The 14,699-nt window shown below is 36.9% G+C and carries 16 protein-coding genes, 1 tRNA gene, 1 other RNA gene and 1 other annotated feature; of the genes, 14 read left to right on the forward strand and 4 right to left on the reverse strand.

The features are described 5' to 3' along the window. Positions 1-19: 19 nt before the first annotated feature. On the reverse strand, positions 20-1,021 hold the full coding sequence (locus DM800_RS27785; protein WP_147788083.1) for a YaaC family protein: 1,002 nt from the start codon (positions 1,019-1,021) through the stop codon (positions 20-22). 115 nt (positions 1,022-1,136) lie between these two features. Between DM800_RS27785 and guaB the strand changes: the two genes are divergently transcribed. The 7 genes from guaB to DM800_RS27820 all read left to right on the forward strand — a co-directional run bounded on the left by guaB (position 1,137) and on the right by DM800_RS27820 (position 8,089). Then, positions 1,137-2,600 carry an IMP dehydrogenase gene (gene guaB / locus DM800_RS27790; RefSeq protein ID WP_147788084.1) on the forward strand — a complete coding sequence of 488 codons (1,464 nt, stop codon included), beginning with the start codon at positions 1,137-1,139 and terminating at the stop codon, positions 2,598-2,600. A 113-nt stretch (positions 2,601-2,713) separates the two neighbouring features. Beyond that, positions 2,714-4,021, forward strand: a complete 1,308-nt coding sequence (gene dacA, locus DM800_RS27795; RefSeq protein ID WP_137011318.1) for a D-alanyl-D-alanine carboxypeptidase DacA — start codon at positions 2,714-2,716, stop codon at positions 4,019-4,021. A gap of 161 nt (positions 4,022-4,182) precedes the next feature. Further along, entirely contained in the window at positions 4,183-5,070 is an 888-nt protein-coding gene (pdxS, locus tag DM800_RS27800; RefSeq protein WP_000186157.1) for a pyridoxal 5'-phosphate synthase lyase subunit PdxS, read from the forward strand. Positions 5,071-5,088: 18 nt separating this feature from the next. Next, complete coding sequence (gene pdxT, locus DM800_RS27805; protein ID WP_000238772.1) at positions 5,089-5,679, forward strand: pyridoxal 5'-phosphate synthase glutaminase subunit PdxT; 591 nt, start codon at positions 5,089-5,091, stop codon at positions 5,677-5,679. A 54-nt stretch (positions 5,680-5,733) separates the two neighbouring features. Continuing rightward, positions 5,734-5,955 (forward strand) — a binding site (T-box leader). Positions 5,956-6,006: 51 nt separating this feature from the next. Further along, positions 6,007-7,281 carry a serine--tRNA ligase gene (serS, locus tag DM800_RS27810; protein ID WP_048543009.1) on the forward strand — a complete coding sequence of 425 codons (1,275 nt, stop codon included), beginning with the start codon at positions 6,007-6,009 and terminating at the stop codon, positions 7,279-7,281. Between the two features lie 156 nt (positions 7,282-7,437). Beyond that, positions 7,438-7,530, forward strand: a tRNA-Ser gene (locus DM800_RS27815). A 166-nt stretch (positions 7,531-7,696) separates the two neighbouring features. Beyond that, positions 7,697-8,089: a sigma factor-like helix-turn-helix DNA-binding protein gene (locus DM800_RS27820; RefSeq protein ID WP_000364198.1), complete on the forward strand. Its 393-nt coding sequence runs from the start codon at positions 7,697-7,699 to the stop codon at positions 8,087-8,089. A gap of 35 nt (positions 8,090-8,124) precedes the next feature. On the opposite strand, the gene DM800_RS27825 is transcribed toward DM800_RS27820, so the two are convergent. From DM800_RS27825 to DM800_RS27835, 3 genes are all read right to left on the reverse strand, one after another. Next, entirely contained in the window at positions 8,125-8,793 is a 669-nt protein-coding gene (locus DM800_RS27825; protein WP_001053583.1) for a deoxynucleoside kinase, read from the reverse strand. A gap of 2 nt (positions 8,794-8,795) precedes the next feature. Further along, entirely contained in the window at positions 8,796-9,431 is a 636-nt protein-coding gene (locus tag DM800_RS27830; protein WP_000148207.1) for a deoxynucleoside kinase, read from the reverse strand. Positions 9,432-9,556: 125 nt separating this feature from the next. Beyond that, positions 9,557-10,096, reverse strand: coding sequence for a cysteine hydrolase family protein (locus tag DM800_RS27835; RefSeq protein WP_000798743.1), 540 nt, complete (start codon positions 10,094-10,096; stop codon positions 9,557-9,559). Between the two features lie 107 nt (positions 10,097-10,203). Between DM800_RS27835 and tadA the strand changes: the two genes are divergently transcribed. The 7 genes from tadA to DM800_RS27870 all read left to right on the forward strand — a co-directional run bounded on the left by tadA (position 10,204) and on the right by DM800_RS27870 (position 14,555). Next, positions 10,204-10,704 carry a tRNA adenosine(34) deaminase TadA gene (tadA, locus tag DM800_RS27840; RefSeq protein ID WP_002108901.1) on the forward strand — a complete coding sequence of 167 codons (501 nt, stop codon included), beginning with the start codon at positions 10,204-10,206 and terminating at the stop codon, positions 10,702-10,704. Positions 10,705-10,784: 80 nt separating this feature from the next. Further along, an RNA gene (ffs, locus tag DM800_RS27845) (signal recognition particle sRNA large type) lies at positions 10,785-11,049 on the forward strand. A gap of 132 nt (positions 11,050-11,181) precedes the next feature. Beyond that, the gene (gene dnaX / locus DM800_RS27850; protein WP_000121581.1) at positions 11,182-12,870 is read left to right on the forward strand and encodes a DNA polymerase III subunit gamma/tau; all 1,689 of its coding nucleotides are present in this window, start codon (positions 11,182-11,184) and stop codon (positions 12,868-12,870) included. A 25-nt stretch (positions 12,871-12,895) separates the two neighbouring features. Beyond that, positions 12,896-13,222: a YbaB/EbfC family nucleoid-associated protein gene (locus DM800_RS27855; protein ID WP_170771173.1), complete on the forward strand. Its 327-nt coding sequence runs from the start codon at positions 12,896-12,898 to the stop codon at positions 13,220-13,222. 14 nt (positions 13,223-13,236) lie between these two features. Next, positions 13,237-13,833, forward strand: coding sequence for a recombination protein RecR (recR, locus tag DM800_RS27860; protein ID WP_000559168.1), 597 nt, complete (start codon positions 13,237-13,239; stop codon positions 13,831-13,833). Between the two features lie 14 nt (positions 13,834-13,847). After that, positions 13,848-14,069: a YaaL family protein gene (locus DM800_RS27865; RefSeq protein ID WP_000466020.1), complete on the forward strand. Its 222-nt coding sequence runs from the start codon at positions 13,848-13,850 to the stop codon at positions 14,067-14,069. Positions 14,070-14,285: 216 nt separating this feature from the next. Continuing rightward, positions 14,286-14,555 carry a pro-sigmaK processing inhibitor BofA family protein gene (locus tag DM800_RS27870; protein ID WP_001089486.1) on the forward strand — a complete coding sequence of 90 codons (270 nt, stop codon included), beginning with the start codon at positions 14,286-14,288 and terminating at the stop codon, positions 14,553-14,555. The last annotated feature ends 144 nt before the right edge of the window (positions 14,556-14,699 follow it).

A 14,699-nucleotide genomic window follows, 5' to 3' on the forward strand; every position in this document is an offset into this window, starting at 1 on the left:
CTTTTGACTTGTGTTTTTTTTATTTCCCATGAAATAGGCTCGGTTCTGTTAGTAAAAAAGACGAAATATAGTAAGGGATTTTTTGAGCAGAAATGGTAAGAAATTGATAAATAAATGGATAATCTTCAGAGCCATAGCTCCCAAGTAAATCATACCACCAATCTGTTTCGTATCTAGAAATCATACTTAAATTGTAGAGCAATAAATAATGAACAAGAAGTTCAGGTAATACTGGTTTAGGATTTCTCGGGTCAATTGGAATTGGTAAGTAATAAGTACCAGCAAGATATTCGTAGTATAAAGGCGTACTATATATAGGGTTCCACGACTGGATAGGAGCTGTAAAAAGCAGATTCGATCCGCTCGTTTTCCCAGGAACATGTTGTATGGATAAATGCTTACAAGTTGATTCAATGTAACGTGAAAATCTTTCTGTAGTCATATGGAGTCGATCTAGTATGTTGACCGAAAAGGAAAGTTCATTTGTATTTGTTGAATCGATTTTATATAAAGTGGCCCCTCTTTGACTATAGCGAAATAAATTTTGTAATTCAGGAATATTTCCCATTAGATCTAGCATGTTAAACTTCTCTGCTTCTAAGTGTTTCATGTGAAACAGCTGTTCTGCAATATGAGTAAATAATCCATTTTTTTGCACCTTCACCTCATCTTCTAAAAATTGATACCCCTGTTTTTTTCGTTTACGAGTCGTAACACCATGAGCTAAAACAGTAGTGGATTCTGGATAGTTAGGATCAATAGTTAGTAAGCAGGCTTTAAAAAGTTGGCTCATTCCATAAAACAATAACATTGGCTGAATTGAAAAGGGGGCCACCTTATATAATTCATAATAGTTTTTCCCGTGTTCTAAGTAATAAATAAAGGGATAACAATTTTCGAAACTTTTTTTTTCAGCATCTTGTATGGAGGATTTTTCATAGCAACGGGCAAGATAACGTTGTACATTTTGAGATGAAAAGAAGAAACTTAATTGCTGCCAAGTACAATGTGTTTGATGCATATATTACGCTCCTTTTATTGTCTAAAAATTCTAACATATATATACGTCCTTGACAGTATTTTAACCAATTGATAAGCTACTAATAATAATTTCTGGTATCATGGGGGGAACAATTATGTGGGAATCTAAATTTGTTAAAGAAGGTTTGACTTTTGATGACGTATTACTTGTACCAGCAAAGTCAGATGTACTACCAAGAGAAGTAAGTATTAAAACAGTTTTATCTGAAAGCTTACAGTTAAATATCCCGTTAATTAGTGCAGGAATGGATACAGTAACAGAAGCTGATATGGCTATTGCAATGGCTCGTCAAGGCGGTTTAGGAATTATTCATAAAAACATGTCTATTGAACAACAAGCGGAGCAAGTTGATAAAGTAAAACGTTCTGAAAGTGGCGTTATTTCAGATCCTTTCTTTTTAACTCCAGAACATCAAGTGTATGATGCAGAGCATCTTATGGGAAAATACCGTATCTCAGGTGTACCGGTTGTAAATAATTTAGACGAGCGAAAATTAGTTGGTATTATTACAAACCGTGATATGCGTTTTATCCAAGACTACTCAATCAAAATTTCCGACGTAATGACAAAAGAAAAGCTAATTACAGCTCCAGTTGGTACAACGCTGGAAGAAGCTGAAAAGATCCTACAAAAGTACAAAATTGAAAAACTCCCTCTCGTTGATAACAACGGTGTATTACAAGGGCTTATTACAATAAAAGATATTGAAAAAGTAATTGAATTCCCAAATTCTGCGAAGGATAAGCAAGGACGCTTATTAGTTGGAGCGGCGGTTGGTGTAACGGCTGATGCTATGCTTCGTATCGACGCATTAGTAAAAGCTAGCGTAGATGCAATCGTACTTGATACAGCTCATGGACATTCTCAAGGTGTTATTGATAAAGTGAAAGAAGTTCGTGCGAAATATCCATCACTAAATATTATCGCTGGAAATGTTGCTACTGCTGAAGCAACGAAAGCATTAATTGAAGCAGGTGCAAACGTAGTTAAAGTTGGTATTGGACCAGGCTCTATTTGTACGACACGCGTTGTAGCTGGCGTGGGTGTACCACAATTAACAGCAGTTTATGATTGTGCAACAGAAGCTCGTAAACACGGTATTCCAGTTATTGCTGATGGTGGTGTTAAGTACTCTGGTGACATGGTAAAAGCTTTAGCAGCAGGAGCACACGTTGTTATGCTAGGTAGTATGTTTGCTGGTGTTGCTGAAAGCCCTGGAGAAACTGAAATTTATCAAGGTCGTCAATTTAAAGTATATCGTGGTATGGGTTCTGTCGGAGCGATGGAAAAAGGAAGTAAAGACCGTTACTTCCAAGAAGGAAATAAAAAACTTGTTCCAGAAGGTATTGAAGGTCGAGTACCATATAAAGGACCTTTAGCCGATACAGTTCATCAATTAGTTGGTGGATTACGTGCCGGTATGGGATATTGCGGAGCTCAGAATTTAGAATTCTTACGTGAGAATGCACGATTCATTCGTATGTCAGGTGCTGGTTTACGTGAAAGCCACCCTCATCACGTACAAATTACAAAAGAGGCTCCAAACTACTCATTGTAATGTCTTATATACAAATAGACGGAGATTTGATATCTCTGTCTATTTTTTTTTGATTATGTTAGAATAACGGTTATGTGAGTACATAGATATTGGGGGTAGCAAAAGTGAAAGGTATGTTTTGCAAAAGATTCATTGCTTTAGTAACAATGCTTACACTAGCTTGTAGTATGTTGTTACCATATAGCAATGCATCAGCAGAAACAGGAGCTGCTTTAAACATTGAAGCAGGTGCAGCAATTTTAGTTGAAGCGAATTCTGGGAAAATTTTATATCAAAAGAATGCAGATGAATTATTATCAATTGCTAGTATGACAAAGATGATGAGTGAATATTTAGTTCATGAAGCAGTGGATAAAGGAAAACTTAAGTGGGATCAAAAAATTAAGGTTTCTGAATATGCGTATAAAGTTTCACAAGATGCTTCTTTATCAAATGTTGCATTGGAAAAAGGTGGCATTTATACAGTAAAAGAGTTATATGAAGCAATGGCAATCTTTTCTGCAAATGGTGCAACAATTGCATTAGCAGAAGCAATTGCAGGTAAAGAAGTAGACTTCGTAAAAATGATGAATGATAAATCGAAAGAACTAGGGTTGAAAAATTATAAATTTGTCAATTCTACAGGTTTAACGAATAAAGATTTAAAGGGAATGCATCCTGAAGGAACAACAGCGGATGAAGAAAATAAAATGTCTGCAAAGGATGTTGCAACTTTAGCACAACATTTAATTAAAGATTATCCAAAAGTGTTAGATACAGCAAAAATCCCAAAAAAAGAATTCCGTCCAGAAAAAGAGAAGTTTGCAATGTCGAACTGGAATTGGATGTTAAAGGGCTTAGTGAAAGAATATGATGGCGTAGATGGCCTGAAAACAGGTTCGACTCCAGAAGCAGGGGATTGCTTCACTGGTACGGTTGAAAGAAACGGAATGCGTTTTATTTCTGTAGTTATTAAAACAAGTTCTCATACAGCACGTTTTGATGAAACAAAGAAGCTATATGATTATGGATTTGCTAACTTTGAAATGAAGCAAATGTATAAAAAAGATTCTTCAGTAAAAGGACAAGAAACAGTACGAGTAGAAAATGCTAAAGATAAAGATGTAGCAGTTCAAACAAAACAAGCTGTTTCACTTCCGGTGCCAAAAGGAAGTAAAGATGTTTATAAAACAGAATTAAAAGAAGCAAATAAGGGACAAGAAGCACCTATTAAAAAGGGAGCTGCACTTGGCCAAATGGTAATCACACCAAAAGATGCGAATGATCCTGGATTTTTATCTGGTAAGTCATTACAAATAGATCTTGTAACAACGTCTGCAGTAGAGGAAGCGAATTGGTTTACTCGCTCTATGCGCGGAATTGGTTCTTTCTTTAGTGGTATATGGAATAGTGCTGTTGATACAGTAAAAGGTTGGTTTTAAAAGCTCCTCATTGTAGGGGCTTTTTCTTATTCCTATTTTTCATACCGACTTTATGAAAAAGTAGTAGACAAGCATCTGATAGTTAGTGGTAGAATGTAAGAGTATTCTTAATTTTCGCCTTTAACGGGGAAAAGCAATTCACCTAGGGGGGTTTTTGTAACATGACAAATGTAACAGGGACAGAACGTGTAAAACGTGGAATGGCAGAAATGCAAAAAGGCGGCGTTATTATGGACGTAATTAACGCTGAACAAGCAAAAATTGCAGAAGAGGCAGGCGCAGTTGCTGTTATGGCACTAGAGCGTGTACCAGCAGATATTCGTGCAGCAGGTGGCGTTTCTCGTATGGCAGACCCAACAATCGTTGAAGAAGTTATGGGCGCTGTTTCAATTCCGGTTATGGCAAAATGCCGTATCGGTCATCTTGTAGAAGCACGTGTATTAGAATCATTAGGGGTAGACTATATCGATGAGAGTGAAGTATTAACTCCTGCTGATGAAGTATACCATTTAAATAAACGTGATTACACAGTTCCGTTTGTATGTGGTTGCCGTGATATCGGAGAAGCTGCACGTCGTATTGCAGAAGGTGCATCTATGCTTCGTACAAAAGGTGAACCAGGAACAGGAAACATTGTAGAGGCAGTGCGTCATATGCGCCAAGTCAATGCAGAAATCCGTCAAGTTGCAAGTCTACGTGAAGATGAGTTAATGACATATGCAAAAAATACTGGTGCTCCTTATGAAGTACTACTTGAAATTAAACGCCTTGGTCGTTTGCCAGTTGTAAACTTCGCAGCAGGTGGTGTAGCAACACCAGCAGATGCAGCGTTAATGATGCAACTTGGTGCAGATGGTGTATTTGTTGGATCTGGTATCTTCAAATCAGAGAATCCAGAGAAATTTGCACGCGCAATCGTTGAAGCGACGACTCATTATGAGGATTACGAACTAATTGCAAGCCTTTCTAAAGGATTAGGTAATGCGATGAAAGGTATCGAAATTTCAACGTTATTACCAGAACAACGTATGCAAGAGCGTGGATGGTAATTGAAGGAGAACTTTAAAATGGTGAAAATCGGTGTACTAGGTCTTCAAGGTGCAGTTCGTGAGCATATAAAATCAGTTGAAGCAAGTGGTGCAGAAGCTGTTGTTGTAAAGCGTATAGAGCAACTTGAAGAGATTGATGGTCTTATTTTACCAGGCGGTGAAAGTACAACAATGCGCCGTCTTATTGATAAGTATGCTTTCATGGAACCACTTCGTACATTCGCGAAGTCTGGTAAACCAATGTTTGGTACGTGTGCAGGTATGATTCTTCTTGCAAAAACACTTATTGGCTATGAAGAAGCACATATTGGTGCTATGGATATTACAGTAGAGCGCAATGCGTTCGGACGCCAAAAAGATAGCTTTGAAGCCGCACTGTCAATTAAAGGTGTAGGAGAAGAATTTATTGGTGTATTTATTCGTGCTCCGTATGTTGTAAATGTAGCTGATGATGTTGAAGTACTTTCCACACATGGTGATCGAATGGTAGCAGTAAAACAAAATCAGTTTTTAGCTGCTTCATTCCATCCAGAATTAACGGATGATCATCGTGTGACAGCATACTTTGTAGAAATGGTAAAAGAAGCGAAAATGAAAAAAGTTGTATAAGTAACTTGCAACTTGTATAAGATTATAGTAAATTGATGGTAACAATTTTATAAAATAAGCGTGTTGATAGGAAGTAGTAACAAATGCCGTTTCTTATAGAGAGTCGATGGTTGGTGGAAATCGATAGAAACAGTTTGTGAATCCATCCTGGAATGGAATGTGGAATATCTTTATGATTAGTAAACATTCCCGGTGAAGAGCCGTTATTTCTACTTGAGAGGAAAGCGGTAATGCTTTCAACTAGGGTGGCAACGCGGGTTAACTCCCGTCCCTTTATATAGGGACGGGAGTTTTTTGTGTTTTATAAAATAAAAGGAGGAGTATATAATGCTTGATATTAAATTTTTACGTACAAATTTTGAAGAAGTAAAAGCAAAGTTACAGCATAGAGGCGAAGATTTAACTGATTTTGGTCGTTTTGAAGAGCTGGATACGAGAAGAAGAGAATTACTTGTTCAAACAGAGGAATTAAAAAGTAAACGTAACGAAGTATCTCAACAAATCTCTGTATTGAAGCGTGAAAAGAAAGATGCAGAAGCTCTAATTCTAGAAATGCGTGAAGTTGGAGAAAAAGTAAAAGATCTTGATAATGAACTTCGTACAGTTGAAGAAGATTTAGAAAGATTAATGTTATCTATTCCAAATATACCTCATGAATCTGCTCCAATTGGTGAAACAGAGGATGATAATGTAGTAGCACGTAATTGGGGAGAAGTGAAAGAATTTGCTTTTGAACCAAAACCACATTGGGATCTTGCTACAGATTTAGGAATTTTAGATTTTGAGCGTGCTGGGAAGGTAACAGGAAGCCGCTTCGTATTCTATAAAGGTGCTGGCGCGAGATTAGAGCGTGCTTTAATTAGCTTTATGCTTGATCTTCATACTGACGAGCATGGATACGAAGAAGTATTACCTCCGTATATGGTAAACCGTGCAAGTATGACAGGAACAGGACAACTTCCGAAATTTGAAGAAGATGCATTCCGTATTGAAAGTGAAGATTACTTCTTAATTCCAACAGCTGAAGTACCTGTAACGAACATGCACCGTGATGAAATCTTAAATAAAGAGCAACTGCCTATACGATATGCTGCATTTAGCTCTTGTTTCCGTTCTGAAGCAGGTTCAGCTGGCCGTGATACACGTGGCTTAATTCGTCAGCATCAGTTCAATAAAGTAGAGCTTGTAAAGTTCGTAAAACCAGAAGATTCTTATGAAGAGTTAGAAAAACTAACAAATGATGCAGAACGCGTGTTACAATTATTAGAGTTGCCATATCGCGTTATGAGCATGTGCACAGGCGATTTAGGATTTACAGCAGCGAAGAAATACGATATCGAAGTATGGATTCCAAGCTATGGCACATATCGTGAGATTTCTTCTTGTAGTAATTTTGAGGCTTTCCAAGCGAGACGTGCAAATATCCGTTTCCGTCGTGAGCCAAACGGCAAACCAGAACATGTTCATACATTAAATGGATCTGGTCTTGCAATTGGACGTACGGTGGCAGCTATTTTAGAGAACTACCAACAAGAAGATGGTACAATTATAATTCCAGAAGTTCTTCGCCCTTATATGGGAGGAAAAACAGTTATTAAGTAAATTTATAAACATTCATCGGTATGAGTGATTGGTAATTATGAGCGTTGTCAGTACTATAATGTAGGAGAGGAAAAGTAAAATTTTCCTTTCCTCATAATTTATTTTAGTAGGGTTGACTAACTGTTTTTCTTTTGATATTATATTTGATGTCAATATGGAGGTATACCCAAGTCTGGCTGAAGGGATCGGTCTTGAAAACCGACAGGCGGCGAGAGTCGCGCGGGGGTTCGAATCCCTCTACCTCCTCCAGATATAATTGACAACAGCGCATATAAGTGGAGATTGGAGAACTCGTTACCAACACGTAACGAGTTTTTATTTTAAAACCAATCATAAAGTATGGTGTAAGGCGATTTTGTCCTTATTACACACTCATATTCCGATGATTATCTTCATAGATATGAAAGGAGTCAACATGGATCTTATTATACAAACGTTTCCTTTAGATGGAAAAACTTTATATTATGTACAATGTCCTGTCTGTAAGAACAATAGAATTTTAAACAGTGGTGCAAATGTGTCACGCATTATAAGCGATGATACATTCCGTAAACTTTGTGGTTGCACTTGTGATGTAAAGCAAACTGCGACAAAAGTAGAGGCGCCAAAAAAAGTTGAAAAAGCAGCTGTAAAGAAAGAAGCAGCTCCAAAACGTACAGGTAAAGTATTAACAGCAGTGATTAACGGGAAAGAAATGACTGTTAAAGAGATTGCTGAAACATACGATATTAGTACAAGTACTGTTCGTCAGCGTATTAACGCTGGAAAACCTGAGAGTGAAATTATTGCTCCGACAAAAAAGAAGTAATTTAATAGAAAAACCCGTGCGTATGCACGGGTTTTTTATTTTACAAGTTTACGTGTTTGTTTTAAAAAATGGCCAATTTTTTTAATGATTGGTTCGATTGAATCACCATCTTTTAAAATATCGTATTCATTAATGTTTAATCGTAAAACAGGGCATGCATTAAAGTTATTAATCCAGTTTTCGTAACGGCCATGCATCTCTTTCCAATACTCAATTGGTGTTTGTTGTTCCATCGGACGTCCGCGTTCTTGGATACGATCAACAATATCATCGAAAGAACCTTCTAAGTAAATTAATAAATCAGGATGAGGGAAGTAAGGAGTCATGACCATAGCGTCAAATAAACCTTTGTATGTTTCATAATCAGTTTCCGTCATTGTACCTTTTTCATGATGCATCTTTGCAAAAATTCCAGTGTCTTCATATATAGAGCGATCTTGAACAAAACCGCCACCGTATTCAAAAATTCTTTTTTGTTCTTTAAATCGTTCTGCTAAAAAGTACACTTGCAAGTGGAAGCTCCAGCGTGTGAAATCAGCATAGAACTTGTCCAAATACGGGTTCGAATCTACCTTTTCAAATGATGTGCGATAACCTAAAGCGTTAGCTAATGCAGTTGTCATAGTTGATTTTCCGACACCTACTGTTCCAGCAATAGTGATTACTGCGTCATTTGGTATATCATATTTTTGCCTTAAATTCATTGTTATTCCGACTCCTTTAAGAGAGTATTTTGAAGGGCGGATAGGATGACGTTTAAATCATCAGGATTTTTTACAAAATCCATATCGTCTCCGTTAAATTTTAATACTGGGATATCTGGATGATCTTTTTTAAAAGTATCCATTGCTGTTTCGTAATCTTTTGTGAGCTGTAGTAAGTAATTTGGATCCATGTTTTTTTCGAATTCTCTTCCGCGCATCGCAATTCGTGTTTGTAATGTTTCCAAGCTAGCTGTTAAATAAACGATAACGTTTGGTACAGGCATATCTTGTGTAAGGATACGATAGATTTGCATGTACTTGTCATATTGAGAATTCTTTAATGTACGGGATGCGAAAATTAAATTTTTAAATATATGATAATCCGCTACTACTGGTTTCCTTTGATTCAAATACTTTATGTTAATATCTTCTAATTGTTTGTATCTATTACAAAGAAAGAACATCTCTGTTTGAAAACTCCATTCGTCGATGTCTTCATAGAATTTTCCTAAAAAAGGATTCTCATCAACAATTTCTTTTAGTAAGTGGAGTTGCATGTGAGTTGAAATTGCCTTCGCAAGTGAGGTTTTTCCAACACCAATTGGTCCTTCAACCGTGATAAATGGTACTCCGGTCACGCTGTTTCCTCCTTTCAATCAGTGATTTACCGTGACTACTAAAAACACAAAACAGAATTATTGTAGCACAGGAGGGAAGCGAGCGGGTTAATTTGATATAAAAAGTTAGAAAATAAATATATGTATTAATTAATTTTTATTTGAGATGACGGTACTATATTTGCTTTTAATGTGGCTTCCATTATTTTTAAAGCATGCAGATTATCCTGATCATGATTAGAGGCAATACAGTCCTGTGGTACATACAGTGTATAATTTCTCATATGAGCATCGTTAGCTGTAAAGAGGATACATATATTCCCGGCGACTCCTGTCAATATTAGATTTTCTATTTTTAAATAGCCTAATAAGGAATTTAAAGGTGTTTCATAAAAAGCAGAGTAATGTGGTTTAATAAAAATGTAATCATCAGTATTTGGAGCAATCTTATGAATGATATTTTCACTATACTCATTTGTACAATGAGTAATTAGTTGGTCAATATCAGATCTCCAAAGTTGATAATGGTCATTAACATAAATTATGGGGTAGCCAAAGGATTTCATTGTTTTCTTTAATTGTAAAATAGGGTTTGTTATAATTTCGCATTTTTTAGCTAGGGTGGGCCCGTGTGAAAATTGAAAATCATTAATCATATCGATAATGAGTAAGGCAGTATTCTTCATATGTAATCCCCTCTCTTTTTTATTAGGGTGGATTGAATTTGTAAAAGTTATCCCATGTGCAGTAAATGGAAAAAAGTGTATTTTATTTTAGGTGAAAGGACTATGGTATGGAACACGATCAAGATATTTATTTTATGCAGTTAGCAATAGAAGAGGCTAAAAAAGCAGAGGCAATACAAGAAGTACCGATTGGTGCAGTTATAGTGTTAGATGGTGAAGTAATTAGTGTTGCTCATAATTTAAGAGAAACTGAACAAAGATCAATAGCTCACGCTGAGTTATTAGCTATTGATGAGGCGTGCAAAAAATTAGGGACATGGCGTTTAGAAGATGCGACGTTATATGTAACATTAGAGCCTTGTCCGATGTGTGCGGGTGGAATTGTTTTATCACGAGTGAAGCGAGTTGTATATGGTGCAAGTGATCCGAAAGGTGGATGTGCAGGGACTTTGATGAATCTTTTAACGGATGAACGCTTTAATCATCAATGCGAGGTAGTTGCTGGTGTATTAGAAGAAGAATGCGGTACTTTGTTAACAAACTTTTTTAGAGAGCTTCGTAAAAAAAGAAAAGCGATAAAAAAATTAGAGAAAAGTAATGAGAATTAACGTATTTGCATTTTGTAAAAAAACAAGTTATACTGATAATGCCTTTTAATGAAGGCAACCGAATATTGGTTTTAACTTTGCCGTGCTAAGCGGGGAGGTAGCGGTGCCCTATACTCGCAATCCGCTCTAGCGAGGCCGAATCCCTTCTCGAGGTTATGCTGCTGTAAGGTCTGCCTTAAGTAAGTGGTGTTGACGTTTGGGTCCTGCGCAACGGGACCCCGTGAACCTTGTCAGGTCCGGAAGGAAGCAGCAATAAGCGGGTCTTCTCGTGTGCCGCAGGAGTGCCTGAACCGAGCTAACTGCTTGAGTAACGCTTATGGTACGTAATCGACAGAAGGTGCACGGCAGTTATATATGTATACAAAACTCACCTTAATACTAAGGTGGGTTTTTTGTATAGAAAATAACTTTTGGAATCTATAAACAGAATGGGTTATAATAAATAAGATAATAACCTTTGAGGGAGGCCGTATTTTCGTGTCATACCAAGCGTTATACCGAACATGGAGACCGCAAAAATTTGAAGATGTAGTTGGTCAAAAGCACGTGACAAAAACGTTGCAAAATGCCCTTCTTCAAGAGAAAGTTTCACATGCTTATTTATTTTCTGGGCCGAGGGGAACAGGAAAAACGACAATTGCAAAAGTATTTGCAAAAGCAATCAACTGTGAACATGCTCCGGTAGCTGAACCTTGTAATGAATGTCCTTCTTGTTTGGGGATTACACAAGGATCTATTTCAGATGTATTAGAAATTGATGCGGCTTCAAATAACGGTGTAGATGAAATTCGAGATATTAGAGATAAAGTAAAATATGCTCCAAGTGCTGTAGAATATAAAGTATACATTATTGATGAAGTCCACATGCTTTCTATGGGTGCCTTCAATGCGCTTTTAAAAACGTTAGAAGAGCCGCCAGGACACGTCATCTTTATTTTGGCGACAACAGAACCGCATAAGATTCCGCCTACAATCATTTCACGTTGCCAGCGTTTTGAATTTCGAAAAATATCAGTAAATGATATTGTTGAGAGATTATCGACGGTTGTGACGAATGAAGGTACGCAAGTAGAAGATGAGGCGTTACAAATTGTTGCACGTGCCGCTGAAGGTGGTATGCGTGATGCGCTTAGTCTTATTGATCAGGCAATATCTTATAGTGATGAGACAGTTACGACAGAAGATGTATTAGCTGTGACAGGTTCTGTTTCCCAGCAATACTTAGGTAACTTAGTAGAATGTATACGTGAAAATGATGTATCAAGAGCATTACGTATCATAGATGAGATGATGGGTAAAGGGAAAGATCCAGTTCGTTTTATGGAGGATTTCATTTACTATTATCGCGATATGCTTTTATATCAAACCTCACCACAACTGGAACATATGTTGGAACGAGTAATGGTAGATGAGCAATTCCGGATGTTAAGTGAAGAAATGCAACCGGAAGTAATCTATGAAATTATTCATACGCTTAGTAAGGGACAACAGGAAATGAAGTGGACAAATCATCCGCGAATTTTCTTAGAAGTTGTTATGGTACAACTGTGTCAACAGTTTATGATGCAAGCGAACGGTGCAGATCGTTTACAAGCAATTATGAACAGGATGCAGCAATTGGAGAAAGAGTTAGAACAAGTCAAAAAGAATGGTGTGCCGGCTGGTGTGCAGCAAGAAGTCAGAGAGACACGTGCAACACCAAAGCCAGTGCGTACAGGTAGTATGAAAATTCCTGTTGGACGCGTAAATGAAGTGTTAAAGCAAGCAAAGCGTCAGGATTTAGAACAATTAAAAGCTGTGTGGGGTGAGTTGTTAGGAAGACTCAAATCATACAACAAAGTAGCGTTTGCTGTTTTATTAGAAAATAGCGAACCGGTAGCGGCTTCGGATGATACTTACGTTTTAGCGTTTCAATATGAGATTCACTGTAAAATGGCAAGCGAGAACCGAGAAGCTATGGATACAGTGGAACAAGCCTTATTTGAACTGTTAAGTAAAAGATTAAATATGATTGCCATTCCAAAAAGTGAATGGGGTAAAATCCGTGAAGATTTTTTACAGCGTGAAGGCGAGAATTCTGAAGAAAGCCCAGAGAAAAAAGAAGATCCTCTTATAGAAGAGGCAGTAAAATTAGTAGGACAAGAACTTATTGAAATAAAAGAGTAATAATAATTAGGAGGAATTAATTATGATGCGTGGCGGAATGGGAAATATGAATAATATGATGAAACAAATGCAAAAGATGCAAAAAGATATGGCAAAAGCGCAAGAAGAACTTGGCGAAAAAACAGTTGAAGGTACAGCTGGCGGCGGTATGGTCACAGTTATTGCAAATGGTCATAAGCAAATTCTTGAAGTGAAAGTTAAAGAAGAAGTTGTAGATCCAGAAGATATCGAAATGTTACAAGACTTAGTGTTAGCTGCAACGAATGATGCACTTAAAAAAGCTGATGAACTTTCAAACTCTACAATGGGTAAATTTACAAAAGGCTTAAACTTACCAGGTGGAATGTTCTAGGAGGATACTGATATATGCATTATCCAGAACCGATATCGAAATTAATTGATAGTTTTATGAAGTTGCCAGGAATCGGACCGAAAACAGCGGTTCGATTGGCATTTTTCGTATTAGATATGAAAGAAGATGATGTGTTAGGTTTTGCAAAAGCACTTGTGAATGCGAAGCGAGATTTAGCGTATTGTTCTGTATGCGGACATATTACTGACCGCGATCCTTGTTATATTTGTAATGATTCGCATCGAGATCAGTCGATTGTTTGTGTTGTGCAGGAACCGAAAGATGTAATCGCAATGGAAAAGATGAAAGAGTATCAAGGTGTATATCATGTGTTACGTGGTGCGATTTCTCCAATGGAGGGAATTGGACCGGAAGACATTAATATCCCGCAACTTTTAAAGCGACTGCATGATGAAACGGTACAAGAAGTGATACTAGCAACAAACCCTAATATTGAAGGGGAAGCTACAGCGATGTATATATCCCGCCTCTTAAAGCCGACAGGTATTAAAGTAACTCGTATTGCACATGGTCTGCCAGTTGGTGGAGATTTAGAATATGCAGATGAAGTGACACTGTCGAAAGCGTTAGAAGGTCGTAGAGAAGTATAAGAGGAGAAACAAAAATGTTCTTTCAAAAAAAGGGTAAATTGCGTAAAGAGTATGATGATAAGCTAATTGTACTATTAGAAAAAGTGAAGAATGAATGGTTACGTCAGAAGAGAATGGTTGAACAAAGTGTGGAACCATCTCAAGATGTACTTTGTTCTTTGAAAATAGCAGAGGCGAAATATTTCTTCTTGTTAAAAGAAGCAAAACGTCGTCCTGTAAAAATGGAACAATGGTAAAAGGTTCTGCTGAAAAAGCAGAACCTTTTATTTTATTTATTAAATATTTAGTGGTTACTTCGTTTGGAAAGAAAGATTAATGGTTTTTATGAAGAAAGTGTTGCCGAATGAAGGTTAACAAGATAAAACAACTGGAGTTGTAGGGTAAATGTTCTTTTTTATCGCCTTGTCCCATACAAATAAATATGTATAGGTCACTTTCATAAGGAGGAAAAAATGAATTCTACAGTTGTTATTGTCGGTATTCTTACTTTAGTTTTTATCTTTCTTGTTTTTGGTGTTTCTTCTAAGCCGTTACGTTTTATAGGAAAAGCGCTCTTTCATGTTACTTTAGGGATAGCATTACTCTTTATCGTAAATGTTGTAGGGACATATTTTGATTTTCATATTCCAATTAACTTGGGAACCGCAACAATCACAAGTATATTAGGCCTACCTGGTGTTGCTGCATTAGTGGTTATTAAGCTTTATATCATGCCAAGATAAAATTATTTTGGCATTTTTTTAAAAAGTGTTGACGAACAAATGATTAATATGGTAAATTAATAAGCGTCGTCAGGAACGAAAGAAAAAAGTTGTTGACAGATTTAACGCAAAATGTTAAATTGTAAAAGTCGCTGAAACGCGATG

Origin of the sequence: Bacillus sp. AY18-3 (assembly GCF_008042305.1) — a bacterium.
Taxonomy (GTDB): Bacteria; Bacillota; Bacilli; order Bacillales; family Bacillaceae_G; genus Bacillus_A; species Bacillus_A wiedmannii.